Annotated in this window: 22 protein-coding genes and 2 tRNA genes; 15 read left to right on the forward strand and 9 right to left on the reverse strand. The window is 44.3% G+C overall.

Features of this window, described 5'->3' with window-relative positions; translation table 11 throughout:
- Positions 1 to 83 precede the first annotated feature (83 nt).
- From PSYC_RS10630 to rsmH, 4 genes are all read right to left on the reverse strand, one after another.
- Positions 84 to 1,838 (reverse strand): UDP-N-acetylmuramoyl-L-alanyl-D-glutamate--2,6-diaminopimelate ligase, encoded by a 1,755-nt coding sequence (locus PSYC_RS10630; protein ID WP_011281307.1) that lies wholly within the window; start codon positions 1,836 to 1,838, stop codon positions 84 to 86.
- Between the two features lie 71 nt (positions 1,839 to 1,909).
- Positions 1,910 to 3,997, reverse strand: coding sequence for a peptidoglycan D,D-transpeptidase FtsI family protein (locus PSYC_RS10635; RefSeq protein WP_011281308.1), 2,088 nt, complete (start codon positions 3,995 to 3,997; stop codon positions 1,910 to 1,912).
- Positions 3,994 to 4,473, reverse strand: a complete 480-nt coding sequence (locus PSYC_RS10640; RefSeq protein WP_011281309.1) for a cell division protein FtsL — start codon at positions 4,471 to 4,473, stop codon at positions 3,994 to 3,996. The genes PSYC_RS10635 and PSYC_RS10640 overlap by 4 nt, the downstream gene beginning before the upstream one ends.
- Positions 4,474 to 4,685: 212 nt before the next feature.
- Positions 4,686 to 5,690, reverse strand: coding sequence for a 16S rRNA (cytosine(1402)-N(4))-methyltransferase RsmH (gene rsmH / locus PSYC_RS10645; RefSeq protein WP_227500382.1), 1,005 nt, complete (start codon positions 5,688 to 5,690; stop codon positions 4,686 to 4,688).
- A gap of 427 nt (positions 5,691 to 6,117) precedes the next feature.
- Here rsmH and gltX point away from each other — a divergent pair, with 427 nt between their 5' ends.
- The 6 genes from gltX to PSYC_RS10680 all read left to right on the forward strand — a co-directional run bounded on the left by gltX (position 6,118) and on the right by PSYC_RS10680 (position 9,991).
- Positions 6,118 to 7,647 (forward strand): glutamate--tRNA ligase, encoded by a 1,530-nt coding sequence (gltX, locus tag PSYC_RS10655; RefSeq protein ID WP_011281311.1) that lies wholly within the window; start codon positions 6,118 to 6,120, stop codon positions 7,645 to 7,647.
- A 167-nt stretch (positions 7,648 to 7,814) separates the two neighbouring features.
- Positions 7,815 to 8,180 carry a hypothetical protein gene (locus tag PSYC_RS10660; protein ID WP_011281312.1) on the forward strand — a complete coding sequence of 122 codons (366 nt, stop codon included), beginning with the start codon at positions 7,815 to 7,817 and terminating at the stop codon, positions 8,178 to 8,180.
- 122 nt (positions 8,181 to 8,302) lie between these two features.
- Positions 8,303 to 8,378, forward strand: a tRNA-Ala gene (locus PSYC_RS10665).
- A 157-nt stretch (positions 8,379 to 8,535) separates the two neighbouring features.
- Positions 8,536 to 8,611 (forward strand) — tRNA-Glu (locus PSYC_RS10670).
- A 235-nt stretch (positions 8,612 to 8,846) separates the two neighbouring features.
- Entirely contained in the window at positions 8,847 to 9,500 is a 654-nt protein-coding gene (locus tag PSYC_RS10675; protein WP_011281313.1) for a LysE family translocator, read from the forward strand.
- A gap of 32 nt (positions 9,501 to 9,532) precedes the next feature.
- Entirely contained in the window at positions 9,533 to 9,991 is a 459-nt protein-coding gene (locus PSYC_RS10680) for a hypothetical protein (protein WP_011281314.1), read from the forward strand.
- A gap of 129 nt (positions 9,992 to 10,120) precedes the next feature.
- Here the strand turns inward: PSYC_RS10680 and acnA are convergent, their stop codons facing one another.
- Both acnA and PSYC_RS10690 read right to left on the reverse strand, forming a co-directional pair.
- Positions 10,121 to 12,940, reverse strand: a complete 2,820-nt coding sequence (gene acnA, locus PSYC_RS10685; protein ID WP_011281315.1) for an aconitate hydratase AcnA — start codon at positions 12,938 to 12,940, stop codon at positions 10,121 to 10,123.
- Between the two features lie 381 nt (positions 12,941 to 13,321).
- Positions 13,322 to 14,335, reverse strand: coding sequence for a DUF3025 domain-containing protein (locus PSYC_RS10690; protein ID WP_011281316.1), 1,014 nt, complete (start codon positions 14,333 to 14,335; stop codon positions 13,322 to 13,324).
- A gap of 115 nt (positions 14,336 to 14,450) precedes the next feature.
- Here PSYC_RS10690 and PSYC_RS10695 point away from each other — a divergent pair, with 115 nt between their 5' ends.
- Together PSYC_RS10695 and PSYC_RS10700 are read left to right on the forward strand one after the other, a co-directional pair.
- Positions 14,451 to 15,167, forward strand: a complete 717-nt coding sequence (locus PSYC_RS10695; RefSeq protein WP_011281317.1) for a metal-dependent hydrolase — start codon at positions 14,451 to 14,453, stop codon at positions 15,165 to 15,167.
- Positions 15,168 to 15,210: 43 nt separating this feature from the next.
- A complete protein-coding gene (locus PSYC_RS10700; protein WP_011281318.1) occupies positions 15,211 to 15,762 on the forward strand; it encodes a YchJ family protein in 552 nt (183 codons plus the stop codon).
- A 23-nt stretch (positions 15,763 to 15,785) separates the two neighbouring features.
- Here PSYC_RS10700 and PSYC_RS10705 read toward each other — a convergent pair whose 3' ends face one another.
- Genes PSYC_RS10705 through PSYC_RS10715 form a run of 3 tightly spaced genes read right to left on the reverse strand, consistent with a single transcriptional unit; the run spans position 15,786 to position 18,199 of the window.
- A complete protein-coding gene (locus tag PSYC_RS10705) occupies positions 15,786 to 16,709 on the reverse strand; it encodes a class II glutamine amidotransferase (protein WP_011281319.1) in 924 nt (307 codons plus the stop codon).
- Positions 16,710 to 16,970 (reverse strand): hypothetical protein, encoded by a 261-nt coding sequence (locus PSYC_RS10710; protein ID WP_011281320.1) that lies wholly within the window; start codon positions 16,968 to 16,970, stop codon positions 16,710 to 16,712.
- Between the two features lie 53 nt (positions 16,971 to 17,023).
- Positions 17,024 to 18,199 carry a homoserine kinase gene (locus PSYC_RS10715; protein ID WP_011281321.1) on the reverse strand — a complete coding sequence of 392 codons (1,176 nt, stop codon included), beginning with the start codon at positions 18,197 to 18,199 and terminating at the stop codon, positions 17,024 to 17,026.
- Between the two features lie 329 nt (positions 18,200 to 18,528).
- On the opposite strand from PSYC_RS10715, the gene hisF reads away from it, so the two are divergent.
- The 7 genes from hisF to glmS all read left to right on the forward strand — a co-directional run bounded on the left by hisF (position 18,529) and on the right by glmS (position 26,693).
- Positions 18,529 to 19,311, forward strand: a complete 783-nt coding sequence (gene hisF, locus PSYC_RS10720) for an imidazole glycerol phosphate synthase subunit HisF (RefSeq protein ID WP_011281322.1) — start codon at positions 18,529 to 18,531, stop codon at positions 19,309 to 19,311.
- 190 nt (positions 19,312 to 19,501) lie between these two features.
- The gene (ribE, locus tag PSYC_RS10725) at positions 19,502 to 20,023 is read left to right on the forward strand and encodes a 6,7-dimethyl-8-ribityllumazine synthase (RefSeq protein ID WP_011281323.1); all 522 of its coding nucleotides are present in this window, start codon (positions 19,502 to 19,504) and stop codon (positions 20,021 to 20,023) included.
- A 355-nt stretch (positions 20,024 to 20,378) separates the two neighbouring features.
- Entirely contained in the window at positions 20,379 to 21,506 is a 1,128-nt protein-coding gene (gene nusB, locus PSYC_RS11270) for a transcription antitermination factor NusB (RefSeq protein WP_011281324.1), read from the forward strand.
- A gap of 2 nt (positions 21,507 to 21,508) precedes the next feature.
- Positions 21,509 to 22,540, forward strand: coding sequence for a thiamine-phosphate kinase (gene thiL / locus PSYC_RS10735; RefSeq protein WP_011281325.1), 1,032 nt, complete (start codon positions 21,509 to 21,511; stop codon positions 22,538 to 22,540).
- A 3-nt stretch (positions 22,541 to 22,543) separates the two neighbouring features.
- Positions 22,544 to 23,122 carry a phosphatidylglycerophosphatase A family protein gene (locus PSYC_RS10740; RefSeq protein ID WP_011281326.1) on the forward strand — a complete coding sequence of 193 codons (579 nt, stop codon included), beginning with the start codon at positions 22,544 to 22,546 and terminating at the stop codon, positions 23,120 to 23,122.
- Between the two features lie 183 nt (positions 23,123 to 23,305).
- Positions 23,306 to 24,682, forward strand: a complete 1,377-nt coding sequence (glmU, locus tag PSYC_RS10745) for a bifunctional UDP-N-acetylglucosamine diphosphorylase/glucosamine-1-phosphate N-acetyltransferase GlmU (RefSeq protein WP_011281327.1) — start codon at positions 23,306 to 23,308, stop codon at positions 24,680 to 24,682.
- A 166-nt stretch (positions 24,683 to 24,848) separates the two neighbouring features.
- Entirely contained in the window at positions 24,849 to 26,693 is a 1,845-nt protein-coding gene (glmS, locus tag PSYC_RS10750; RefSeq protein ID WP_011281328.1) for a glutamine--fructose-6-phosphate transaminase (isomerizing), read from the forward strand.
- Positions 26,694 to 26,828 lie beyond the last annotated feature (135 nt).

A 26,828-nucleotide genomic window follows, 5' to 3' on the forward strand; every position in this document is an offset into this window, starting at 1 on the left:
ACCTTATATGATGATGACGTATCTTTGATATTTAATGATTAATACTGCTTAAAAAACATAAAATCGAAAGCCAGCATTGTTGTCTATACGCGTCCAGCTTGTTCTAAAGCATTTTGCAAGATAACACTGTCATCAAAATCATAACGGATATTGTTAATCTCTTGATAGGTCTCATGACCTTTGCCCGCGATAACGACGATATCATCGGCAGCTGCTTGACTGACGGCATATTCAATCGCTGTTTGGCGTGCAGACTCAATATGGGTACGCTGATATTGCTCAGTGCTCATCCCTGCCTGCATATCTTGCAATATCACATTGGGGTCTTCGGTACGTGGATTGTCCGCCGTTAAAATAACTTTATCTGCGCCTGCCAATCCCGCCTGTGCCATCAATGGGCGCTTGCCGGTATCACGGTCACCGCCACAGCCAAAGACGGCCCACAGCTGACCTTTACAATGGGTTTTAAGACTGGCAAGTACCTGACTGAGCGCATCAGGAGTATGGGCATAATCAACGATAAAGCAGCCATCATTAGACGGTACACGCTGCATACGTCCAACGGCACCTTGTAGTTGCGGTATGACTGCAATAATGCGCTCAATATCGATGCCTGTTTTATGACCAAGTGCCACTGCTGCTGCAATAGCGGCAAGCAAATTCGCCACGTTAAAACGTCCGAGTAATGGACTAACGATATCTAAATGATTAACTTTCCCATCGCCGAAATCTGTACACAGGCTAATCTCAACACCGTGTAAACTTGGCGTAATGTCAGCGGCGACAAAGGTAGCCGTTTTTGATGGGTCTAAGCTGTATGTCCAAACTTTTAAATGACTGGCGTGTGCCGTATCCAGCATAATCTGTGCATATTCATCATCGATATTGATAATAGCGTGAGTCAAATCTGGAAAATGTGCTTTATCAAAGAGCTTCGCTTTTGCTGCCGCGTATTCTGCCATGTCAGCATGATAATCTAAATGATCACGGCTAAGATTGGTATAAATCGCCACCGACACTGGCATGCCCTGTAAGCGCTGCTGATCTAGACCGTGTGAGCTTGCTTCCAATGCCAGTAGTTCAGCACCTTCTTTGCCCATCTGATGCAAAAACTGCTGCACGGCTAATGTATCACCAGTCGTATGACTGGCCTGAACCAAAGCACCAAGCCGACCATTACCCGCCGTACCCATAACGGCACTGCTCATGCCGGTTAGCTGGGTGAGTTGCGCCACCAATTGACTGATAGTCGTTTTGCCATTGGTGCCTGTCACTGCCACGACAGTTGGTAATGTTACGCGCTGCTGATACTGCAAACGCGCTTGAATCAAACTGCCCAAAAAATCACGAATATTGGGTACATATAATACGGGGCAAGGCAAGGCATCTAATTGCTGCTGTGCTATATATTTTGCATTATCAGGAGTTAATTCAAGATTTGCATGAGGTGGTATATTACCTGTGGCAATCAAGGCGAGAGGGTCAATCTCTGATAGGATAAAAGCCGCATTGTTAGCGGCTTGATAAAGGTAATCGCGACTTTTTTGGCAATTTGGTGTATGGCTTTTTAATAAGGCGAACGCTTCGTTGCGGATTAGTTGACGGCTGTCTAAACAGAACTGCTGGAATGGAATGTTGACAACCGAATCCAGTTGAACAGCCGTCATTTGATTCGATGACACTTGATTCGATAAATTTGAACTCGATGACTCGCTAACAGATGCTGCCAGATTCGCTGTTAATACCTGCGGTGGAAGATGTCTATCGCTGCTGCTGGCTTCAAACAGCTGTTGCAAGGTAACTGTGGTAGTGCTTGGCGACGAGGTAGACAGGGTCATTGGTACATCCTAAACGGTTAAAACACATCAAATGGTTAAGAGCTGAATATTTAAAAAACTTACTTTTATGTCTATTGAGCTTCAGTTTTTAATGGCTTATCTAAAGGCACATTATATAAACGCAGCGCCTCTTTCATAACATTATGAAAAACAGGAGCCACGGTTAAACCAGCATAAATCTGACCACGCGGGTCTTCGATTAACATCACAGCGACCAGCTTTGGATTGGACGCTGGTGCCATACCCGCAAAGACGTTGCGATACTGGTCGGTATAGTAACCGCCTTTTGGATTGATACGGCGCGAGGTCCCTGTTTTACCAGCAACGCGATAGCCATCAATGGCTGCGCCTTTAGCAGTACCAGCGTCTTCCGTGACACTTTCCATCATCTGTACGATGGCCATCGCTTGTTCGTGCGCCATAATGCGTTTGCTTGGCGGCGCTTTGTCATTTTTAGTCAACGTTAACGGGTGCATCACCCCACCTGCCGCCAGTGCTGAGTAAGCTTGCGCTATCTGTGCCAGTGTTACTTGTATGCCATAGCCATAACTGACCGTTGCACGTCGTGAAGTTTCTTTTTCTTTCGGTGTGACCACAAGCCCACTACCTTCACCTGGGAATTGCAGTGGTGTTTTTGACCCAAAGCCAAACTGCTTTTGCATATTGGTAATGCCATCAGCTGGTAGAGACAAAGCAATCTTGGTCGAGGCGACGTTACTGGATTTCTGTAGTAGCGTTGCCATCGTAATTCGCCCTAGATTATCATGGTCACGAATGGTATAACCACGGACACGGATAGAGCCAGGATTGGTATCGATCAAGGTAGTGGCAGTATATTTCCCTGAATCTAAAGCCGCAGCAACGGTGAATGGCTTCATGACTGAACCAGGTTCAAAGACATCAAGGAGTGCACGGTTACGCTGGTTTTCACCGGTCATCTCATTCAGGTTATTGGAATTAAATGACGGCCATGTCGATAGCGCTAGCACTTCACCGGTTTGTACATCGACCACCATACCTGTTGACCAGCGCGCTTTTTGCAAACGCCCTGCCTTTTCAAGCTCTTTATAAAGCAAATATTGCAGACGCGAATCAATGGTCAACGTCACATCTTTGCCTGGTACTTCTGGCTCAACCTGTTTAATTTCTTTAAGACTGTTTTGTTTGGCATCTTTGAGTACCAAAACCTTACCATCATCGCCCGCCAGCTCTTTTTCATACTGGCGTTCGATACCAGCACGCCCCTCGTAACCGCCTTCAGGATCGTTGGTATTTTGCCCCATAAAACCCAGTAACTGCGAGTTAGGCTGCGGCTGCGGATAATAACGCTGAAAGAAATTTTTCTCATTGACACCAGGAAAGCCAAGCGAGCTAATACTTTGGGCAATCTCTGGCGTTACTTTATTCAATAGTGGTAAATAATGCGATCCTGCACCCGATGGCAGCGCTGCTTTGACCGCTACTTCATCAGTTACATCGATAGTAGGGTCGATAGCCGTGGCTCTTTTTAGCTCATTTACCGAAATATTGGCAGCCGCCGCAAGCGTGGTCAAATCCATATTATCCAAGCGCTTCTGCATACGTGCGAGGAGCTGCGGACTCTCAGGATTGGTGATAATAATACGCTTAAGCTCGTAATATTCACGGGCATAATCGTGCGGACTGAAAGAGACTGTCGCGAGTGGTGCACTGATGGCCAAGGGCAGATCGTTGCGATCCGTAATCATGCCACGATAGGATTTTTGCGTGCGTACGCTGGTGATTAGCTCATTGCCCTTATCTTGATAAAACTGAGTATTGGCAACTTGAATATAGTAAGCACGACCGATAAGCGCTACTAAAATAAGCAGCGCTATGCCCCAAATCAGACGAAAACGGTTTTTATCCTGCTCAACACCGCCGCGAGAGGAAGCACCAGACGCTTTACCCAAAAATGCTCTTTTGCTTTTTAGGTTTTTGACACTGGTATAAGCACCCTGCTCTTCATTCTTTTTTAGGCGACCAAATAGCTTGCTCTTGCAGCTATCGGCTGATTTATCATCCGGTTTTTGGCTTTTTTGCCCAGACTTTGCAGCACTAGCACGGCGTAGTGGCTTAGTGACCTTGCCACTGGCTGGTTTTTTGCTGGCAGCTTTAGCATTGGTTTTTTTATCAGTCATTGCCCTGCCTCCGCAACAGTCGCATCGCTTTCAATAATATCAGAGTCATTAGTGGCAACGGTATCTGCATCAAGTTTTTTGGCATCTGGGTCAACCAATGCGACTGCTGTCGCTGCACCTGGCTGAATAATCAGCTTATCTTTGAGTGTTGGTGAAAACATGCCAAGTTCAGCAACCGCACGACTGGCTATCTGCGGCGTCGCACTAAAGGTCTGCTGTTCAATAAGCAGACGTTGATGCTCAACCTGTAATTTTCGCTCTTGTTTTTTCATGTCTTGCAAGGTTTTATAATCCTGACGATATTGTTGAACACCTTCAGCCGTTTTGATGCCACTCCATACAATACCAGCCGCCAACAGTATCAATATAGCCACATAAATGCTCGATACATTAAATTTACGCACAAATAAGTCGCCAACATCGGTATTTGGTGGCGTGGCAGCGCGGCGGTTTTCAGGTTTGTCAGATATTGCCATGACGATCTCAAAAAAATGAACTTCAAAATATAAAAAGCGATAACCATTGACGAGTTATAAAACTCTCATGAGCCATCAGCACCATCAATAAAAGCAATACCAAGCAAAAAAGCAACTGCTGAGCCTAGCAGATAATGTTTACAGCTTTTTAACAGCCGCGTAATCATTAAAACATTCAGTCATATTTAAGCCACATAATTCAATAAGATTATTTATGGCTCAATATCTGCTAAATAATCAGTATCGGTACGAGTCGCCATACGTAACCATGCACTACGCGAGCGTGGGTTATTGCTTATCTCTGCTTTACTTGGACCGACACGTTTAGGCTTACTAAAGTAACGTGGGCGCTTGGGCGGCATCGGTAGATTCTCATCTTCTGGATATTGCCCTTTACTATGACGCTGCAAAAACTGCTTGATACGGCGATCTTCTAAGGAGTGAAAACTAATCACCGCCAGCTGTCCACCTACCTTTAATATCGGAATACTTTGTTCTAAAAAGTTATCGACATCACCAAGCTCGTTGTTAATAAAAATTCGCATGGCCTGAAAGCTCTGGGTCGCCGGATGCTTGCCACGTTGCCAATTAGGATGGGCAACTTTTATCACTTCTGCTAGCTCAAGCGTAGATTTATAACGGTCCATCTGCTTAATCGCACGCGCAATTCGGCGGCTGTGACGCTCTTCACCAAAATCATAAAGGACATTGGCCAAGGTATCATCATCGACCGTCTCTAACCATTCAGCAACCGATTGCCCGCGACTGGTGTCCATACGCATATCGACCGCGCCATCGCGCATAAAACTAAAACCACGACTGCCATCATCAATCTGCGGTGATGAGATACCCAAATCTGCCATTAAGCCGTCAACTTGAGTGATACCCATCGCGGCGAGACTATCCGTCAACGTCGCAAAGCTATCATGAACGACCTGCACACGACTGTCTGTGCTTGCCAGCTCTTGCGCTACACGAATGGCGGTCGGGTCTTTATCAAAAACAATCAATGTCGCATTATCAGCCAGCTGACTTAATAACAACCTGCTGTGACCACCACGCCCAAAGGTCGCATCGACGTAGATACCGCTTGCTTGTAAGCTATTTTGACTTTCATCGTCTGTTTGCTTCGGTAGCGCTTTGACACCCAATACCGCGGCGACTGCCTCTTGCAATAGCACCGCATCATGGACGAAACTCAATTCATCAGACGTCACTTGGTCTTTAGCAGACTCTTGAATAAGATTTTGAGTAGAAGTATCTTCTACAGAAGACGGACTCGCCGCTGACTCAGCGTTATTGGTGGCTGATGAAGAGCTTTGATTGGCACTTTGTTTATTTTTTAGCTTATTATTCAATATGGACACAAACAACTCAATAGATGATGGTCAAATTGACCAGTAATAGTAAAAAATCAGATGAAAATAAACAAGTTATGACTTGTCTAACATTATTATCGCAAGGATACACTGGTAGTCAAGCGCTAGAAGGGCTTTTCGTTAAAAATATCCCATCTCTCTGTTATACTAGCGCTATATTTTACGCTATTTTTCAACATTGACTTCCATTCTTTCGTCCATATTTTTACTTTTCACCACTACTTTTCACTGCCACATTCATTAACGACAACATTCTGAGATTTTTATGATGCAACCATCGACTTCTACTAATAGCAATCGTCCTGTCCGTACTCGTATCGCGCCCTCACCGACCGGCTTCCCGCACGTAGGCACAGCTTATATCGCCCTATTCAATTTAGCGTTTGCCAAAGCTCATGGCGGCGAATTTATTTTACGTATTGAAGATACAGACCAAACACGCTCAACCGAGCAATCTGAAAAAATGATTTTGGATGCGCTGCGTTGGGTAGGTCTTGACTGGAGCGAGGGTCCAGATGTCGGTGGTCCGCATGCCCCTTACCGTCAAAGCGAGCGTAGTGCTATCTATAAAAAACACGCCGAGCAGCTTATAGATAGCGATCATGCGTTTCGTTGCTTTTGTACCAGCGAAGAATTAGATACCATGCGTGCTGAACAAATGGCTAACGGCGAAACGCCACGTTACGACGGTCGCTGTGCTCATTTGGCAACAGAGAAAACTGAGCAATTGGTCAAAGAGGGCAAACCAAACGTCATTCGTATGCGCGTGCCAACTGAAGGCGTCTGTCAGGTACAAGATATGCTACGCGGCACCGTTGAGATTCCTTGGACGCAAGTGGACATGCAAGTGCTGCTAAAAACCGACGGCATGCCGACGTATCATCTAGCCAACGTCGTCGATGATCATTTAATGGACATCAGCCATGTATTGCGCGGTGAAGAATGGCTGAACTCTGCACCTAAACATCAGCTGCTTTATGAGTATTTTGGTTGGGAGATGCCCGTTCTTTGCCATATGCCATTACTGCGTAACCCAGACAAATCAAAACTGTCTAAGCGTAAAAACCCAACCTCCATTACCTACTATCGTGATGCCGGCGTGCTACCTGAAGCCCTGCTAAATTACCTTGGTCGTATGGGCTATTCAATGCCCGACGAAGCTGAAAAATTCACCTTAGATGAGATGATTGCCAGCCTTGATATTCAGCGCGTATCACTTGGCGGTCCTATTTTCGATATCGAAAAGCTTAACTGGCTCAATGCCGAATGGCTACGTGCGCTAACCCCTGAAGAACTAAAGAATAAAATCCTCGACTGGGCAAGTAACAGCGATAAATTAACCGCTATCGCCGCTGCGATTCAGCCTCGTATCGAATTGCTGTCTGATGCCGTTAATTGGAGTGGCTTTTATTTCCAAAACCTACCTGATATCAATGCTGAGAGCTTTACCCATAAATCACTGACGGCTGAACAAATTATAGAAATGTTACAACTGGCGCTTTGGCAGTTAGAGACCCTACCGACTTGGTCAGAAGAAAACATCTACGCCACATTAAAGGGTCTTGCAGCTCATCTTGATATTAAAATGCGCGACTTTATGGCACCATTCTTTATCGCTATCGCTGGCAGCACCTCATCGACGCCAGTCATGAACTCTATGGCGATTATTGGTGCAGATATGACCTTGACTCGCTTGCGTCATGCGGTTGACGTACTTGGCGGTTTGGGTAAAAAGAAGCTTAAAAAACTAGAGAAACAAGCAGCAGAGTTGCCAGACTTTCTGGCTGCTGAATAGTTGTTTGTTAATTGTTTCTTAGTTGTTTGTTAATAACATTATTGATTCATAATATTATTAGTGAATAAAAAAGAGGGGTCAGGCTAATACCGACCCCTCTTTACGTTAATCTCAGCATTTGAATACCAATACTGATTCTTTATTTAATATCTTAATTGGAAGTAAATATGGCCGCCAAAACTGTCACCATAGAAAGTAAAGATTATGTCTTTAATACGCTAAAAGAAGCGCAGAAATACTATGATACAATCGTAAAAGAGCTATACGACGCCAAGCTAACCCTTACGACTGGTCAAGACCTTGAAGACTTAAAGTGGATATATACCACCTACTGTAATCATACTAATTATAATGTCGATCGATTAAAAGAATTTGACATCGTTGGCTTTAAAGGAATCAGCACAGTCAGGCAAAATGGTGGGCAATATATCCCCACAAAATGTTGTGCAGTTATTTTCTCTGATGGTACTGAAGAGGAGTTCTTTACCGATAAGGCCATTAAAGAGATTGCCATCAAGCAAAATCCACGTTAACTCAAGCTTATTAAGTAGCTAAATCCCCTTTAAACGCTTTTTTTCGCATATTTATGCATTATTTTTAAAATAGCGGTTGACAAGACTGCTGGTCTTACATAAAATACGCACACTCTTAGCGAGGGGCTATAGCTCAGTTGGTAGAGCACTTGCATGGCATGCAAGGGGTCAACGGTTCGACTCCGTTTAGCTCCACCATACTATTTATTGCAAAGCTCAGTTTACTGAAATTTTAGAATAAATACTCGCTAGTAGGACGATATCAGCACCTAGGCACAGCTTGCTCTATTATTAATAGATAAGCTCTCTGATATTGTGAAGTACCGTTGTAACCACTGGTTATAACACTCTATGCGTCCCCATCGTCTAGAGGCCTAGGACACCGCCCTTTCACGGCGGTAACGGGGGTTCGAATCCCCCTGGGGACGCCACTATACGGCGTCACTTATTAGCACTTTTGCTTAGCATCAGGTTAGACTAATAAGCGAACAATAAAAAATCCCAGTCATCACACGGTGACTGGGATTTTTTATATCTGTCGTTTCTGAAAACTGCCATCACTGCTGTATAACCGGTAATCCCCCCATTAGCAATATTGATAGAATGCAATGTAAAGGCGCTTTATAAAATTTCGAGCTTAACTGCTATTACAAGGAAGTCTTGGCTATGTTTGGTATTGAGAATTATCTAGGGTTTGTCATGGCGGCTATTTTGTTAAACGTAACCCCTGGCACTGATAGCATGTATATCATTACTCGTAGTATGTCACAGGGACAAACTGCAGGATTTTATTCAGTACTCGGGATTACCTCAGGTATCTTGGTACATACTTTATTGGCTGCATTTGGATTGTCCGTACTATTAGCCAGTTCGCCACTTGCATTTACGCTAGTGAAATATATTGGTGCAAGCTACTTATGCTATCTAGGCTTTAAAATGCTGACTAGCAAACCAGTACCTTTACTTGCCAGCAATTTACCCAATGAGGAAAAAATGGCGACTGCTCAACCGTTAGATAGGTGGCAGATATATAAGCAAGGAGTTATCACCAACACCTTTAATCCAAAAGTTGCTTTATTTTTTCTCGCATTCTTCCCGCAGTTTATCGACCCTAGTTATGCTAATAGTATGCTGTCGTTTTTAGTGCTTGGTCTGAGCTTTGCCACAACCGGTTTTATATGGTGCTCGTGTTTAGCTTTATTAGCCTCAAAATTCAGTGAAAACCTGCGTAAAAAACCCGCTATAGAAGTTATTTTAAATAGAATAAGTGGTGTGATATTTATTGGGATGGGTATTAAGCTGTTGACTGAGAAGGGTTGAAACAACTGGAATAAATAATAGAGGAAGTAATAATGAACGATGATACTAAGAAAAAATTTACTTTATTACTTGAAGAGTTAATTAATAATGCACAGCCAGAATCAAGGCAAATAGAAATAAATCTCGAACTAAACAAGCTATCTCCCGACCCATTTTGGAGTGACTATATATTCTGGAGTAATAAATATGTAGGCGAAGATGGAAGTATAAATTATGAGGAATTTTTCGATAAAATTTCTGAGTATCCAAAATCTAATGAGTATAAAACGAAGAGTCGCATTTTAGAGCTAGCTCAAAAACTTATTATTAGAGATTTTTCTAAAATTAGTGAAGTTGATATTGTAAATGAAATCAATAAACTATCTCCTGATATCAGCTGGACAAATTATCTTTTTGTCGATAAGACTTGTTTGAACAATGACGGTAGCATTGATAATGAGAAATTCTTAAATAAAATATTTAAGGAGAGCTGGAATGAGAACTTCAGATGATTCAAGGACATAGATTTTCAGATACTTGTTTCCTCTCTTTATTCTAAGACGGGATACACCTAATAAAAAAACCCAATCCCCTACTTTGAGTGGGATTGGGCTTTTTGTCACACCAAGTCTAATAAACCATTACGCCGCGTTTTTACTGTCCGCAGCCAGTTGACGTAGCACATAATGCAATACACCACCATGACGCACGTATTCACGCTCTTTTGGCGTCTGTAGCATGACATTGACATCAAAGCTCTCAGTTGAGCCATCGGCACGTGTAGCAGTGACTTTTGCGGTCTTGCTTTCACCATTATCTAAACCAGTGATGCTAAGCACCTCAGAACCATCTAGGTTATAAGTCGCAGCATTTTCGCCTGCTTTAAAGGTCAATGGCAAGACACCCATACCAACTAAGTTTGAGCGGTGAATACGCTCAAATGAGCTGGTCAATACCGCTTTTACCCCAAGGAGAATCGTTCCCTTCGCTGCCCAATCACGACTAGAGCCAGAGCCATATTCTGCACCGCCAAGTACCACTAGCGGACGCTTGTCTTCTTTATACTTCATCGCTGCATCATAGATGGCCATTTCTTCGCCGTCTTGTAATGTGGCACTATCGCCGTTGAAGTAATAGGTATAGCCGCCCTCTTTGCCACCCATCATGGTATTTTTGATACGGATATTGGCAAAAGTACCGCGCGTCATAACTGCATCATTACCACGGCGTGAACCATAGCTGTTAAAGTCGGCTTCCATCACACCGCGCTCTTGCAAGTATTTGCCCGCAGGAGAGTCAGCATCAATATTACCAGCTGGCGAGATATGATCGGTGGTGATTGAATCACCGAATAGACCTAAAATACGCGCACCTTCAATATCAGGGATACCTTCTGGCTCCATAGTCATGCCATCAAAGAACGGTGGGTTTTTGATATAAGTAGACTCTTCACTCCATGGATAAAGCTGGCTATCGGCTGAACTAATGGCATTCCACGCTGCACTACCGTCAAACACTTCACCGTAGTTTTTACGGAACATATCCGCGTCGATATTATTGGCAATCAGCTCGTTAATCTCATCCGACGTTGGCCAGATGTCTTTTAGATAGACATCATTGCCCTCTTGATCCTGACCTAATGGATGGGTCGTCAAGTCAATATCGACGGTACCTGCCAGCGCATAAGCAACCACTAATGGTGGCGACGCCAAGTAGCTCGCTTTGACATGCGAGTGGATACGACCTTCAAAGTTACGGTTACCTGACAGTACAGCTGCGGCAACCAAATCACCTTCTTCGATAGCGCCTTCGATTGCCCCTAATAACGGACCTGAGTTACCGATACAAGTGGTACAACCATAGCCAACTAGATAGAAGCCAATTTTCTCTAGCTCATCCATCAACTTGGCTTTTTCAAGGTAATCAGTCACAACTTTTGAGCCTGGAGCCAGTGACGTCTTGACCCATGGTTTAGCGGTCAGACCTTTTGCAGCGGCTTTTTTGGCAACCAGACCTGCGCCAATCATGACTGCTGGGTTTGAGGTGTTGGTACAAGAAGTAATCGCCGCGATAACGACAGAACCATCACGTAAACTGTACTCTTCGTCTTCGATTTTGACCGTGCAATAAGTACTGCCTTCCGCACAGAAAGGATTGGGTTTTGCCGCGAGCGTTTTTGCTTGCTCTTGCTCACCGCCTTCTTGGTCAAAGCGTACTTTACCTTCGACTTCCGACTTCCGATCTTTGGTCATCGCCGTCAAGGTTTCACCAAATTTTTTGTGCATATCAGATAAATTGATACGCTGTTGTGGCAAGTTCGGACCAGCAAGTGCTGGCTGTACCGATGATAAATCTAGTTCCAACTTACTTGAGTAAGTCGCCGCTGGGGTATCTGCATCGTGCCACAAGCCTTGCGCCTTGGCATACTTTTCAACTAGCTCAATTTGTGCTTCATCACGACCTGATAGACGTAGATAATCAATCGCCATTTGGTCAATCGGGAAAATACCGCACGTTGCACCATATTCTGGTGACATATTGGCAATCGTTGCACGGTCAGCGAGTGGCATACTATGCAAGCCTTCGCCATAGAATTCGACGAACTTACCAACCACGCCATGCGCACGTAGCATTTCAACCACGCGTAATACTAAGTCCGTCGCGGTGACACCTTCGGTTAACTTACCTTTTAGCTCAAAACCAACCACTTGTGGAATCAGCATCGAGGACGGCTGACCGAGCATTGCCGCTTCTGCTTCAATACCGCCCACACCCCAACCAAGCACGCCAATACCATTAATCATAGTGGTATGACTGTCAGTACCAAATACCGTGTCAGGATAAGCCGTCAGCTCGACCCCATCACCATTATCGACATCAGCAGCCATTACCACGCGCGCCAAATACTCTAAGTTAACCTGATGCACGATACCGGTTGCTGGTGGTACGACCACGAAGTTTTTAAACGCATTACGACCCCAATGCAAGAACTCATAACGCTCGTTGTTACGTTTAAATTCAATTTTCTCGTTTAGGTCTAATGCATCTTCGCGACCATAGGCGTCAACCTGTACAGAGTGGTCAACCACCAATTCACTTGGAATAAACGGGTTAATCTGCTCAGCGTTACCGCCAAGCTCAACCACTGCATCACGCATCGCTGCCAAATCGACTACCGACGGCACACCAGTAAAATCTTGCAAGACAACACGGGCTGGCATAAAGGCGATTTCTTTTGACGCTTCTGCGCCCGCGTCCCAATTGGCGACCGCCTCGATATGGTTTTTGCCGACAGACTGGCCGTCATCTTCATTACGCAATAAGTTCTCTAAAACGACTTTCATGCAAAATGGCAGCTTGCTAATGTTTTCGTGAGTTTCGGTTAATTTTGGCAAGCTGTAATAGGCGTATTCCTTGCCATCGACCGCAATGGTATCTTTTACATTAAAAATATCACTCATGGTAGCTTCCTTATCGTTGTTATAGATCCTTGACATAAATCGTTATAAATTTATGCTGATAATTGATGGCTAAATATAGTCGGTGAAAAGTAATATCGATACAACACGTATTGCTGGTGCAAATTTTTCTTGCTTGCTGTGCCTACGCAGACAGAGGCTACAAAAAATTTACACCAGCAATACGGTAGCGACTTTAAAGTATTTCAACTATATTAATAAAAGCTAGATTCACAAAAGACATAAGCATATCTTCAGTGTTTAACAGTAACTTTCTTTTACCATAACAAATATACCGTGCTTTGTTAACGTCTAGACGTAGTCAAATCGTGGCACAATCGTAACCGTAACAATGCTTTAGGGGGTTAACGATAAGGAACGCACTTATGTTTTATGGCGGCGACCACCGCGAAACACTTGGCTATCGTCATAAAAGCTAAGATTGGCATTTTCAGCCCAAAAGTGTGGCACACCCAAAATAGGTAACGGAGACAGTTTGCGCGGTGTCAAATCCGGTTGTGATAATAGCGCCTCCATATAATCAGCAACCTTTTGATCTAAATAACAGATACGCTCAGCTAGCGATAAGGCAAAAAATTCTGGGGTCACATAGATAACGATACTATGAGCGCATAATGCCTTACGTGGTTGTAGTAGCTTTTCTAGCAGGGCATGACCAAAAATATAAACAGCAGCCTGAGAGTCGCCATCCTGTTCTTTTGGCTTGTCCCACTTTCCACGTGGCTCTACCAAACTCCTTTGCCAATCAAAATCAACCAACGCTTCACCGATACTAGGCTCTGCTGTCACCAAAATCGCCCCATTCTCATCAAATAGCGTGATGGTATCGCGGACACGCCCGCGACTGGCACCAATACCTTGCTGATCAATCTCAAGCATATGATAGTAATTGAGCAAGGCTTTGGTTTTGGGGAAAGTGAGCCAAATACTGCCGTTAAACAAGTCATGCAGATTATCGCGTGTCGGAATATTACCAGTCGTGGCGATAAAACTCTCATACGCCTCGCCTTCTGGCAACGCATCTTGCGAGACAAACTTTAAGCTTTGGGCTTGGTTGTGCAGCGCCGGTTTGGTTTGCGGCCATGGTTGTTGTAATCCATCAATCTGCTTCTGTAACCCTGCATTTAAAACCTTAGCAATAATGTCAGGTGTATTTTTGATTTTATCTGGTTGAGTAGAGTCATCTCTTAAGACACTAAGCTGGGTGATGGCTTTACTGATATAGCTTAACTGGTTTAAATGACACAGCCACGGTGCTTGCCAGTCAATGACTGTGAAGCTGTTATCAAGCCTGCTTTCGCATATAGACTGCCCGTTAAAAGCAGTATCAGAAGGAGCATCGAAATCGGGTTTGGCGGGTAAATCAGTGGCGGTCATATTGACTATCTCTATTAGACGACTGGTTTGTCTATGGTATCATGGAGCGCTTTTTTACGGCTAAACGAGCCGCTCGAAATAGATGTTTTCGCGCGCTATTTATCAATGAGTTTTTATGGCAAATTTTAACACCCACTTAAATGTTGCATTCATGGTCAGTGGTACGATGAGTCTAACGGTTTACAAAGCGGGATTGATTAATGATTTTGGGTTTTTGATGTGTGTGGCGCTTGGTACCATCGGTGGGTTGCTGCCTGATTTGGATTCTGATAACTCGACACCGATTAAGCTTGGTTTTAATATCACCTCATTTATCTTCGCTTTTGGGCTGGTGATGCATTGGCGTAGTGAGCTGAGTTTATTGGCGCTCATTGCCTTATGGCTAGCGGGCTACGGCTCTATGCGTTATGTGGTGTTTTCTATTTTTACTAATATGACGGTGCATCGCGGTGTCATCCATTCTGTACCCTATATGGCAATACTGGGGCTTGGGCTAACCTATTTCAGCTATGATGTTCTGCATCTGCCATTAGCCGTCAGTTGGTTTTATGGTTTGTTTTTATTCGGTGGTGCGCTTGTGCATCTGACATTGGACGAGCTATATAGTGTGAATTTGATGGGCATGAAAATGAAGCGCTCATCGGGCACGGCTATGAAGTTTTATCAGCATAAAGATAAATGGTGGTATCTGTTACTGTATGTCATTCTTGCGATTTTGGTTTATTTTGCGCCACCGTTTGATGCCTTTTGGCAGCAGCTGCGTGATCCAGCGCCGTGGGCTCAGCTTAAACTCGGGCTCTGGCCAGAAATGATAAAAAATTGGCTAAACTGAAACGTCTAGAGCCACCAAAAACGAATAACCACTCGAGTAAACCATGTTATTTTCCATACAGACCTGCCCCTGCCAAATCAATCCTGCATTAAACGCTGTAAGCACACCGCTACTTTATCAGGATTGCTGTCAGCCTTATCATGATGGCCTTTATAATCAAGAAGTTGAAGATAGTGATGCTATAAGGGCAGACACTGCTGAGCATCTAATGCGCACGCGCTATAGTGCCTTTGTTTTGGTAAAACCAGAATATATCGTCAAGACCACCTTGCCCGCGCAGCAAGATTTGCTTGATATTAAGGCGATTGAGAATTGGGCAAAAGAGACAGATTGGGCAGGATTAGAAGTCGTCGCGCATACGCCAAAGCTTAGTAAACGCCACGCTCAGGTTGAGTTTAAGGCCTACTTCAAGACGCCTGATGGATTACAGGCGCATCATGAATTATCTACCTTTGTAAAAATAAAAAACAAAGCTAATAGTGATGCGAGTTGGTACTTTTTAGATCCGACTGTTTCAATGTCTGTCACACAGAAACAGCCGTGTATTTGTGGGTCAGGAGAGAAATTTAAACGCTGTTGCGGCATGTATATTTAACCCATATTAACTATCCGCTAACCCTAAACACTCGCCCCAACGGCTCGCGCAATCGCAACCCCTTCCTCAATCGTCAAAAACTTACGCTGGCTTGGGCTGTCTTTATAAATGACATCCCCATCTTGAAAGATTAAGCACTCATTGACTGCCAGCTGCTGCCATTTTTCATTTTCAGTCAATGGCACAGTCACTAGAATAGTCACTTTATCTTTATCAGTGGTCACATCACCAAAGTTAATTGCCAAATCATCATCTGCTAATTTCGCTTCACCAAATGGCGCTTTTCGCGTGAGATAAAACAATAAGCTGCCGGCATAAGCCAATTGCCATTGACCATTCGATATTAAGCAATTGAACAAACCATTAGCCGATAAATAACGACATTGGGTGGTCAAGAAGTTAAACAGCGTTTGGTCATCAGGACGGGTTTTAAAGCTGCTTTTAAGACGGTTCACTAGATAGCAAAACGCCATTTCAGAGTCGGTCGAACCCACTGGCTGGCAATGTGAGGCATTACCATTGTCTTGCAAGCGCTGACAGCGTTTAATAAATTCGCTATTCATCTGCCCATTATGCGCGAATACCCACTGCTCACCCCATACTTCACGGACAAAAGGATGGGTATTCGCCAAGCAATTTTGCCCTTGGGTAGCTTTACGAATATGAGCAATAACATTGATAGCTTTAATAGGATAATTGTTAACCAAATCAGCAACTGGTGATAAATGGCTTGGGCGATTGTCATGGAACAGTCGCAAACCAGTCGAGGCATTGTCCGACTTGTCACTATTAGCGCTGTCACTATTAGCACAGTCGCTACGCTCAAAAAACGCAATGCCAAAGCCATCTTCGTGACTATCGGTCATGCCGCCGCGACGACGAAACCCTGCAAAGCTAAAACCAATATCGGTTGGGATATTACAGTTCATACCTAAAAGTTGACACATTTATAGAGTACCGCCGTTATCGTCGTCTGTTTCAGGCAAGCTTGCCGCGTCCGTATCGATACTATCCAAAATACGCTGAGCACGTACCAAATCGGTATCTTGCACCCATAGCACGATGCCAGAATTCATACCGGGCATCGCACTCAGCGGTTGTAGAGATACCGTAACACCATTGTTACGTAGCAAATTGGCATGTAGCTCACCTTGGATATTGGTATCGTAGCGTGCCAATTTGTGCCAGTTATCAACTTGATCGGTCATGAGATCACCTTATAGTTTATAGTTTGGTACCAGAATAAATGAATAAGCAATGCTTACGACAATTGATCGACCGTGTATTCTTTGATTGCGAACTCACTGCTATTGCTTAACTTATCACGCGCTTGTTCAGCTTGAGTAATATTGCTAAAAACACCCACTATTTGAATGTCTTTCTGAGACGCTAGCAGGTTATCTAGCAATACAAATACTGTATTTTTCGCTTTTTCAACGTGTGACCAATGATAAGCGGCTAGACGCTTCATCAAGTCAGGGTTTTTGACCATGATGTTATCGCCAGTACGCCCTTCGGTACGGTTATAATGAATGACGTTGAGACGTAGTAGCCAAAAGATAACGGCCGCTTTTGCCAGCATAACCGGTAAGGCACGTTTTTCATCTGCGCCAAGCGAGCGTTTAGACTCATAGCCTTGTAAAAACGCTGCCATTTTACTGCGATCAAAATTCACTGACTCACCTTGCTCAGCATCGCCCCACGTGGTACAAAAGTCGTTAATAGTAATAGCAATATCCATTACATAATGCTCAACGCTGACTTCGGTAAAGTCCAATAGACCTGTCAGAGACTCTTCGCCTTTTTGGCTATTATTTAACGATAAGTTCCATAAAGTATTATCAGCAAACATATCTAAATGACATAAGCCTTTTGGCAAGGTTGCAAGCGGTAAATCTGTGTAAGACTGCCAAATATCACTCATCAACTTGGCTTCATCAGCTGGCATAAACTGCCTTTCACGGTCACGCACATCGCTCCATGGGTATAACGGCACGCCGTATTGTTCGCTTGGCTGTAATGCTTGCAAAGTCTCATGGAGCATTGCTAAAGCGGTGCCAATCTCATGACACATCGCTTGCGTGGTCTGCTGTGGATGCGAGCCTGCCAAACATGGTACCAATGTAATGGCTTTATTATCATAACGTATGACATAGCATTTTTCTGCGCTATCAACCAATGATAACGGCGCCGCTACCGGTAATTTACCATCTAATTGATTGAGGATAACCGCCATTTTTTCGATGTCTTCCAGTGGACGCTCTTCAAATAGCGTAAACACATAAGAGTGCGCGCCATCTACATCATCAGTCGTCTGAATAAACCAGTTAGAGTTTTTGATACCTTGGGTAATTGGAATGGCACACGCGAATGACACGCCAAAACGTTGGCAAAAGGCAGAAAATTGGTCATCGGTTAACTGGGTATAGACGGACATGACATCTCACTTATGGCAATTAAAAAAAGGTATATATAGTCGGTGAAAAGTAATATCGATACAACACCTACTACTACTGGTGCAAATTTTTCTTGCTTGCTGTGCCTACGCAGACAGAGGCTGCAAAAAAATTACACCAGCAATACGGTAGCGACTTTAAAGTATTTCAACTATATAGGATAAATATCGGCGGTGATGGCAACGATTGCACCGCTTATACACAAACTTTGGTTAAAAGCGCATTAATCTTGCGAAAACCTGCCTGAGATGGCGGTGATTTTGCTAGACTAGCGCTTATAGAATGAATTGATTATAAGGTGAAAGACCCTATGTTAGCAAAGCGTATCATCCCTTGTTTGGACGTTGATAATGGTCGCGTGGTTAAAGGCGTACAATTTGTCGATATTAAAGACGCGGGCGACCCTGTCGAAGTGGCGAAACGCTACAACGAACAAGGCGCCGATGAGATTACTTTTTTGGACATTACTGCGACTAGTGACGAACGTGATACCACCTATCATACCGTTGAGCGTATGGCTGAAACGGTATTTGTCCCATTAACCGTCGGCGGCGGTGTACGTAAGATTGCCGATATTCGTAATTTGCTTAATGCAGGCGCCGATAAAGTGGCCATTAACTCAGCAGCGGTATTTACCCCTGAGTTTGTCGGTGAAGCGGCGCAAAAATTCGGCAATCAATGTATCGTCGTGGCTATCGATGCTAAGCGCGTTGCTGACATTGAAGTTGATGGCATCATCATGCCACGCTGGGAAATATTTACCCACGGTGGTCGCAAGCCAACGGGCATTGATGCTGTCGCTTGGGCAAGAAAAATGGCTGAACTTGGCGCCGGTGAATTATTGGTGACCTCGATGGATGGCGATGGCACTAAAAAAGGCTATGATTTAGCGCTTATGAAGCAAATTACCAGCCGCGTGAATGTGCCCGTCATTGCTTCAGGCGGTGTCGGTAATTTACAGCATTTAGCCGAAGGGGTATTAGAGGGCGGTGTCGATGCCGTCCTTGCTGCCAGTATTTTTCACTTTGGCGAGTATACCGTTCAGGAAGCCAAAGCGTATATGGCAGCACAAGGCATACAAATGCGTTTGTAAGACGTTGGTAAAATACAAATGTAGCTGCAAAAAATGTTATCATAGCGCTAACTGCTTATTATCATTTGGTTTTCGTTCATTTAACTGCTTATTTAACGGATGATTAGTCCGTTAAATAAGTGACTTGAACCTAGCATTATCTTTAGATTCTTATACTTCTATTAATAGCCTATTCAGCAAAGGATTTTTTATGTCAAACCTACAACAGCAGCGCAATGACGTCACTCATATTGATGGTAATTTACATCAAAACGAAGACGTGCGTATCGGCATCGTCGTCGGTCGTTTTAACGGTTTTGTCGTTGAGTCATTGGTTGATGGCGCGATTGATGCATTGCTTCGTCATGGCGTATTGGGTAGTAACATCACTGTGATTCGTGTGCCGGGTGCATTTGAGTTGCCATTGGTTGCCCAGCGCGCTGCTGAATCTGACCGCTTTGATGCGATCGTTGCTTTGGGTGCGATTATCCGTGGTAGCACGCCGCATTTTGACTTTGTCGCCAGCGAATCAGCGAAAGGCTTAAGCAGTGTTGCCATTGATTATAATATTCCGGTAGCAAATGGCGTTTTGACCACTGACAGCATCGAGCAAGCGATTGAGCGTGCTGGTACTAAAGCCGGCAATAAAGGCTCAGAAGCGGCTATGGTTGTATTAGAAATGCTTGCGGTACTATCACAGCTAGACATTGATGATGGCAGCGACGACGCTTAACTTTATTATTCATTAATAGTCGCTAATGGCCAATCGTATTGATTCGCCTGTAAATACTATAGTTGAAATACTTTAAAGTCGCTACCGTATTGCTGGTGTAATTTTTTTGCAGCCTCTGTCTGCGTAGGCACAGCAAGCAAGAAAAATTTGCACCAGTAGTACGTGTTGTATCGATATTACTTTTCACCGACTATAAATACTATTGTTTATTATCTGAATTGAGGCGATGGTGTGACCATAGCCTCAATAAACGTATTATAAGTATTTAAAACTGACTGGCAACATTTGCCAGTCGACCACTATTTAACATCTTATTTTCAAACTTATTATCTTAAAAACTAGGTATAGACCCCCTATGACTGACCAACTCAAGCGCGCTATTAGCGCTGCACAAACCGCACAAATCAATGACCAACAAGCTGAAGCCACGCGCATCGCGAGCAGCAGTGCGGGTGATCAAACCTTTGATATGAGTGAGTCTTCTTATAAGACCAGTCACACAGCTATCCGCAAGGCGCGTCGCTTTGCCATGCAAGGTCTATACGAATGGCTGGTCACTGACCGCCGTTTTGATATCGATGGTAAACTTGGTTGGAAGGCCAATGCGCCGCATGATATCGCTGCCCGTACACGCGCGACCAATGCCATGCATACCGTACATATCGGCTACTATCATGAAATGATGCGCGATATTCCAGAACAGATTGACGCTCTAAACACACTGATTACTCAGCAGCTCGACCGTGAAATCAATAAACTTGATACCGTCGAGCACGCCATTCTTTTAATTGGTGCTTACGAGCTACAAAACCGCTTAGAGATTCCGTATAAAGTCGTGCTTGATGAAGCCATGAAGCTGAACAATCATTTTGGCGCGACCGATGCGCACAAACTGATTAATGCCGTATTGGATAGAATGGCAGTTGAGCTACGCGCTCCCGAAATAGAAGCGGACAGTAAAGCCAATCTACGCACCTCACAAAAAGCGGCAGCTAAGCCTGCGCTCAAAACTGATAACAGTACAAATAACAATGCCGACATTGATACGACTACCGTTGCAGAAAAACCAACGGCATCAAATAAGCCTCGTATCAGTGCCAATAACACCAGCGTTAAACGTAATAGCGCCAGTAAAGCCCTGGCAAATATCAGTGATTACAAGGCTAGTAAGCAGAACGATGCTCAAAACATGGTTGAGGAAAGCATTATTAAACCTGCTAGCATCGAACCGGTTATCGCTGATAAAGCGAATGCGTTTGCCGCTAGTGCCGAAAACATCGTTAATCATCAGCCGGTAGAAGAAAACGTCCCTGCTAGCAATGACGTTAATGACAATACTACATCTTTAGCAGAGGTCGAATTGCTTGACTCGAATAGCGTTGATGTGGATATAAAAGGCGTTGATATAAAAAATATTGATGTAAAAGAAGATGCTTCAGAAAGCGTTGAATTAAACGATGCTGATGCAAAAAATCAAGACTAGCCATGAATGAATTTGAGCTGATTGAGCGTATATTTTTACAAATGCAAGCAGCACAGTCGACGCATAACGATGTCGAAAAAGGCATCGGTGATGATGCGGCCGTGATAGCATTGCCACAAGGTGCACGCTTGGTCAGCTGCATTGATACGCTGGTTCAAGGTCGTCACTTTAGTGCCGATTGGGAACAAGTAAACAAGCTTGCCTTTGCGATTGGCTATAAAGCCGTGGCAGTTAATATCTCTGATATTGCTGCCATGGGCGCCATGCCGCATAGTATTTTACTGGCATTAGCATTACCTCAGCGCCTTGCCAATGAGCAGTGGCTGACCGAATTTGCCAAAGGTTTATTTCATGCCTGTCAGTTATTTGGCGTGACCCTTATTGGCGGTGATACCACTCGTAACGAGACTTTGATACTCAGTGTCAGCGCGCAAGGGTTACTTGCCGCCGCTACGCCAGCCGTCTATCGTTCAGGGGCGCAAGTCGGAGATAAAGTCTATGTCTCAGGTACACTGGGTGATGCCGCTTATGCCTTACGATATCCCGATAATGCTGTCGGTATTGAGCTTGCGCATCGGCTACATATGCCAACGCCACGTATTCAGTTAGGTACAGCGCTAGCCAAACTTGGTGCAAGCTCAATGATAGACATCTCTGACGGTCTGTATCAAGATCTTGGACATATCTGCGAGCAAAGCCACATAGCGATGCGATTGAATTTGGACAGCCTACCGACTAGCAGCCCCTTAGCTAGCGTTGATTTATCTGAGCGACTATTGTGTCAATTGGCTGGTGGCGATGATTATGAGTTGGCTTTTACCTTGCCTGCTCATATTGAGCCGCCTATTGGCAATACACCCGTGACTTATATCGGGGATGTGATTGCATTGGCAAGTGACACCCATAGCAATACAGATAATGTGGCGCATAGACGTCCTGAGCTTTATTATCAAGGTCAGCCAGTTACACCAACCCATCCCGCACCCTTTGCTACTTGGCCCAATCTTACGGGTTACCAACATTTTGCAGGTTAACCCATGACCGATCACGACCTTATTAAGCCCGACATCCGTAAAGCCAATGATTGCCCTCCTCTGCCAGTCAATGCCACTATGCTTGACCGCGCAGTTTATTGGTTGGGTCTCGGCTTGGGCAGTGGTTTACCGCGCCGTGCACCCGGTACTTGGGGTACGGTTGGTGGCTTAATTGTCGCGATACCGCTACTCAACTTGGGTTTTGTGCCTTTTCTGATTATTACACTTTTATCTTGCATTATTGGCATTTGGATATGTGGTCGCACCTCAGATTTGATGGGTGGTCATGATGATCCACATATCGTTTGGGATGAATGGGCGGGCATGTGGATTACCCTACTGCCGCTGTCTTATATGGGTATTGCTGACGGTAATTTTTGGCAAAATATCACGCAAACGTCGTCTATTATTGCTCTGATTATCGCTTTTATACTCTTTCGCTTTTTTGATATTATTAAGCCGCCACCGATTGGCTGGGCGGACAAAAAAGTCGCGGGCGGTTTGGGTATTATGCTGGACGACATTATTGCTGGCATTATGGCGGCGGCAGTTTGGGTCATTATCTATAATATAATCCTCTAATTTTACATTAGCCGCGCATTTATTTTATCTTGTAACCAGATAGTTATAACCAAACAACTTTCATCATTTAGTATTGCTATTAGCGATAGCTGACTTACAAAGAGGTCACGACATAGCGTTTTGGTTAAATGACAATTTACGTTATAATTCCAAATTATATTTTGTTACATTTGTAGGGCTATTATGATATCTCCTCTTTCGGTAATTATCCTCGCTGCTGGTAAAGGCACGCGTATGCAGTCAGCTAAGCCAAAAGTCCTGCAGACATTGGCTGGCAAGTCATTGCTAGGTCACGTATTAGACACCTGTCATCAACTGACGGTGGATGACACCATTATTGTGCATGGTTTTGGCGGCGAGCAAGTGCAAGCGCACATTGCTGAGCAATACGCGCACTTGCCTATTACTTGGGTCGCCCAGACTGAGCAGTTAGGCACCGGACATGCGGTAAAAGTAACCTTGTCTGATTTGCCAAAAGAGGGTCAAAGCCTTATTCTCTATGGTGATGTGCCATTGGTGAGTTGCCAAACCTTAGCGACACTACAGGCCGCCAATATTTATGGCGTGTCTATGCTGACGCTAACAGTAGACAATCCATTTGGTCTCGGTCGTATTAAGCGTGATAAAGCAGGCAATATTGAAGCCATTATTGAGCAAAAAGACGCCAGTAGCGATGAGCAGCAGATACAAGAGATTAATAGCGGTATTTACTGCGTCGATAATGCCTTGCTACATAAATTTTTGCCCAAGCTATCGAATGATAATGCGCAACAAGAATATTATTTGACTGATATTGTCAAAATGGCGGTCGCTGATGGCATCACTATTGCGGCGATTGAGCCTGAGCATACTTTTGAGATTGAAGGCGTGAATAACCGTCAGCAGCTTGCTAGCTTAGAGCGTACATGGCAAGGTAAGCTGGTCGCTGACTTACAAGAAGCTGGCGTACAATTTGCTGACCCTACTCGTGTTGATATCCGCGGTACTTTGAGCGTAGGTCAGGACGTGTTTGTCGATGTCGGTGTGGTATTTGAAGGCGATTGCACGTTGGGTGACAACGTTTATATCGAAGCCGGCTGTGTTATCAAAAATTCCCAGATAGGCAACGCTTGCCATATCAAACCTTATTGTGTGATTGATGAGGCGACAGTCGGTGCCGGTGTAGATATTGGTCCTTTTGCGCATTTACGTCCTGAGACCGTATTGTCTGACAACAGCAAAGTTGGCAATTTTGTCGAAATAAAAAAATCAACCATCGGTCATGGCAGCAAGGTTAATCATCTAAGCTATATTGGTGATGCCACTGTTGGTACTGGTGTCAACGTTGGCGCTGGCGTGATTACTTGCAATTATGATGGTGTGAATAAATCACAAACCATTATTGAAGACCATGCTTTTATTGGCTCTAACTCAAGTTTAGTGGCGCCAGTAACCATTGGCGATACTGCTACTATTGCTGCGGGTTCTGTGATTACCAAAGACGTTGACGCTAGTGCATTAGCCTTTGGTCGTGCCCGCCAAACACAAAAAGATAACTTTCAGCGCCCCACTAAAAAATAACCGCAGCTTTTGACAGTTAGTTCAATAAAGACAGCTCTAAGCAAACTTAAGCAGTACGACAATGATTTGTGGTGCTGCTTATTTATATTTATAGATTAACCAAACATTATCATGTATCGAATATTAAAGTACTGCCATATTACAACATCGAATTTAAGGAATAGTTATGTGCGGAATAGTTGGAGCAGTGGCTGAGCGTAATATCGCCAATATCTTACTTGAGGGACTCAAGCGTCTAGAATATAGAGGCTATGATTCTGCTGGTCTGACTGTCATTCGTGATGGCGCGCTCCATCGTGAGCGCCAAGTGGGTAAAGTTCAGGCATTAGTCGATGCCGTCGCAGTCAACCCAGAGTTTTTCGATGGTCATATCGGTATTGCCCATACACGTTGGGCGACTCATGGCGAGCCCGCACAGCGTAACGCTCATCCGCATGTATCAGGCAAAATCGCGGTGGTACATAATGGTATCGTTGAGAACTACGCCGAGCTAAAAGAAGCGCTGATTGCCAAAGGGTACGAGTTTACTTCGCAGACCGATACCGAAGTCGTTGCGCATCTCATTAACGATATCTATAAAGCAACGCCTGACTTATTAGAAGCCGTTCGCACTGTCATTCCTTTATTACATGGCGCATTTGCCCTTGGTGTTATCCATGTTGATTGCCCAGAAGAGCTTATTACGGTACGTTTAGGCTCTCCTTTGGTGATTGGCGTCGGTATTGGCGAAAACTTTATCGCATCCGATCAATTGGCACTTTTACCAGTGACGAATCGCTTTATGTATCTAGAAGAAGGCGATATTGCCAAATTGACGCGTAGTAGCATTCAGGTTTACGCTAATGGTGTTGAGGTCAAGCGTCAGATACATGAGATTGACGCAGCACAACATAATGCGGACAAGGGTGAATTTAAGCATTATATGCTCAAAGAAATCTACGAGCAGCCAGATGCCGTCGCTCGTACTCTCGAGATGGCATTAGATAGCGATGAGCCAACTAAACTGCGTGATGATTTTTTGCAACGTCATGAAGCACAATTAAAAGGTATTAAGCACGTACAAGTGATCGCTTGTGGTACCAGCTATCATTCCGGTCTGGTCGCAAAATATTGGTTTGAGAGTCTTATTCGTGTACCTTGCTCAGTTGAAGTTGCCAGTGAGTTCCGTTATCGCAATCCAGTCGTCATTGATAACTCATTAGTGATTTGTATTTCTCAATCAGGTGAGACTGCTGACACCTTATCTGCGCTACGTGATATTCAAAAACAGTCGCCTGTTGGATTGGTTAGTCTGGCGTTATGTAATGTGCCGACCTCATCATTGGTACGTGAAACAGATGTATTTTTACCAACGCTTGCCGGTCCCGAGATTGGTGTGGCATCTACCAAAGCCTTTACCACTCAGCTTGCGGCATTGATGTTATTATTGTTAAAGGTAGGTGTCATCCAACGGCGCATGACTGATGAAAACTTGCGCACGCTGCTTGGTCAATTACAACAGCTACCGGGGCAGCTTCATGCCAGCTTGCACCTCGACGCGCCTATCAAGGTTATGAGTGAGCATTTTGAATATAAGAAAAGCTGCTTGTTCCTAGGTCGTGGTTTACAGTTCCCAATAGCATTAGAAGGCGCATTAAAGCTGAAAGAAATTTCTTATATTCATGCTGAAGGTTATGCGGCAGGAGAGCTTAAGCATGGACCATTGGCCTTGGTTGATAAAGACATGCCTATCGTGGTGCTAGCACCTAAAGACAGTATGTTTGATAAGCTAAAAGCCAATATGCAAGAAGTACATGCCCGTCATGGTGAGCTGTTTGTTTTTGCGAGCCAATCCAGCCAAATGGTTGCAGAAGATAGATTGCACGTGGTATATGTACCAGATGTTTGCGAGACGCTTGCGCCGATTGTTTATAGCGTACCAGTACAGTTGCTGTCATATCATGTGGCGGTGATGCGCGGCACAGACGTCGATCAGCCACGTAATTTAGCCAAGAGCGTTACTGTTGAATAATGTTGGTTAAATTGTACATTTTTATTGTGAGCGAGGAATAAAGATTCATCTTTATTCCTCGACTATTATTGAACCGCCCCGGAATTGTCGGAGACTCAATATTCTCAGAGAATACGACAATGAAAACACGAAACT

This window comes from Psychrobacter arcticus 273-4, from assembly GCF_000012305.1.
In the GTDB taxonomy this organism is placed as follows: Bacteria; Pseudomonadota; Gammaproteobacteria; order Pseudomonadales; family Moraxellaceae; genus Psychrobacter; species Psychrobacter arcticus.

Bases quoted from the DNA above. Each gene is read 5' to 3' on its own strand.
- PSYC_RS10630 (WP_011281307.1), bottom strand. From the start codon at position 1,838: ATGACCCTGTCTACCTCGTCGCCAAGCACTACCACAGTTACCTTGCAA.
- PSYC_RS10635 (WP_011281308.1), bottom strand. From the start codon at position 3,997: ATGACTGATAAAAAAACCAATGCTAAAGCTGCCAGCAAAAAACCAGCC.
- PSYC_RS10640 (WP_011281309.1), bottom strand. From the start codon at position 4,473: ATGGCAATATCTGACAAACCTGAAAACCGCCGCGCTGCCACGCCACCA.
- gltX (WP_011281311.1), top strand. From the start codon at position 6,118: ATGATGCAACCATCGACTTCTACTAATAGCAATCGTCCTGTCCGTACT.
- PSYC_RS10660 (WP_011281312.1), top strand. From the start codon at position 7,815: ATGGCCGCCAAAACTGTCACCATAGAAAGTAAAGATTATGTCTTTAAT.
- PSYC_RS10675 (WP_011281313.1), top strand. From the start codon at position 8,847: ATGTTTGGTATTGAGAATTATCTAGGGTTTGTCATGGCGGCTATTTTG.
- PSYC_RS10680 (WP_011281314.1), top strand. From the start codon at position 9,533: ATGAACGATGATACTAAGAAAAAATTTACTTTATTACTTGAAGAGTTA.
- acnA (WP_011281315.1), bottom strand. From the start codon at position 12,940: ATGAGTGATATTTTTAATGTAAAAGATACCATTGCGGTCGATGGCAAG.
- PSYC_RS10690 (WP_011281316.1), bottom strand. From the start codon at position 14,335: ATGACCGCCACTGATTTACCCGCCAAACCCGATTTCGATGCTCCTTCT.
- PSYC_RS10695 (WP_011281317.1), top strand. From the start codon at position 14,451: ATGGCAAATTTTAACACCCACTTAAATGTTGCATTCATGGTCAGTGGT.
- PSYC_RS10700 (WP_011281318.1), top strand. From the start codon at position 15,211: ATGTTATTTTCCATACAGACCTGCCCCTGCCAAATCAATCCTGCATTA.
- PSYC_RS10705 (WP_011281319.1), bottom strand. From the start codon at position 16,709: ATGTGTCAACTTTTAGGTATGAACTGTAATATCCCAACCGATATTGGT.
- PSYC_RS10710 (WP_011281320.1), bottom strand. From the start codon at position 16,970: ATGACCGATCAAGTTGATAACTGGCACAAATTGGCACGCTACGATACC.
- PSYC_RS10715 (WP_011281321.1), bottom strand. From the start codon at position 18,199: ATGTCCGTCTATACCCAGTTAACCGATGACCAATTTTCTGCCTTTTGC.
- hisF (WP_011281322.1), top strand. From the start codon at position 18,529: ATGTTAGCAAAGCGTATCATCCCTTGTTTGGACGTTGATAATGGTCGC.
- ribE (WP_011281323.1), top strand. From the start codon at position 19,502: ATGTCAAACCTACAACAGCAGCGCAATGACGTCACTCATATTGATGGT.
- nusB (WP_011281324.1), top strand. From the start codon at position 20,379: ATGACTGACCAACTCAAGCGCGCTATTAGCGCTGCACAAACCGCACAA.
- thiL (WP_011281325.1), top strand. From the start codon at position 21,509: ATGAATGAATTTGAGCTGATTGAGCGTATATTTTTACAAATGCAAGCA.
- PSYC_RS10740 (WP_011281326.1), top strand. From the start codon at position 22,544: ATGACCGATCACGACCTTATTAAGCCCGACATCCGTAAAGCCAATGAT.
- glmU (WP_011281327.1), top strand. From the start codon at position 23,306: ATGATATCTCCTCTTTCGGTAATTATCCTCGCTGCTGGTAAAGGCACG.
- glmS (WP_011281328.1), top strand. From the start codon at position 24,849: ATGTGCGGAATAGTTGGAGCAGTGGCTGAGCGTAATATCGCCAATATC.